Source organism: Shigella sp. FC1967 (genome assembly GCF_001743005.1).
Taxonomy (GTDB): Bacteria; Pseudomonadota; Gammaproteobacteria; order Enterobacterales; family Enterobacteriaceae; genus Proteus.
In genome coordinates this window covers 1-422 of record NZ_MIIZ01001288.1, presented here as the reverse complement: position 1 = coordinate 422, position 422 = coordinate 1, and the positions used below count along the sequence as shown (strand labels likewise).

Below are 422 nucleotides of genomic sequence, written 5' to 3'. Positions count from 1 at the left end.
AATGGTAGAAATTCCTGAGTATGACGACCCTTGTGATGTCAAAGTGCATTTTCTTCCCTGCCAAGAAGTTCGGATCACATTATCTTGTTATTCCCCGGGGCACCCTAATTATCCGATTACGGTTCCAACAAAAATGGAGGAGCCAGCAGTATGCTCGAAAAAATAACTCGTAAAAAAGTGATTGTTGCTGGCGTTATTCTTGCCATTATCGCAGTAAGCTCACTGCTGTTCCCCAAGAAAAAACCCAAAGATGACTACCTTGCCGGAAATTTACACGGGTTTAACCATGTCAAAGGCACTTCGGTAAATTGGTTTAAGGTTAATGGTTATTATGGCAAAGGCGGTGGCGGAACCTGTTGCATTGTCGTGCCGGCAAAGTGGACGCCGAATCAATGGGTCAAAGTGGAATGGGAAGTCGATCC

The 422-nt window shown here is 44.8% G+C and carries 2 protein-coding genes; both read left to right on the top strand.

Annotated elements, in window-relative coordinates:
* The first annotated feature begins 1 nt into the window (after position 1).
* A complete protein-coding gene (locus tag BHE89_RS27215) occupies positions 2 to 166 on the top strand; it encodes a DUF3304 domain-containing protein (RefSeq protein ID WP_128860765.1) in 165 nt (54 codons plus the stop codon).
* On the top strand, positions 151 to 422 hold a 272-nt coding region (locus BHE89_RS21345), incomplete at its 3' end, for a DUF3304 domain-containing protein (protein ID WP_128860681.1). The genes BHE89_RS27215 and BHE89_RS21345, both read left to right, overlap by 16 nt.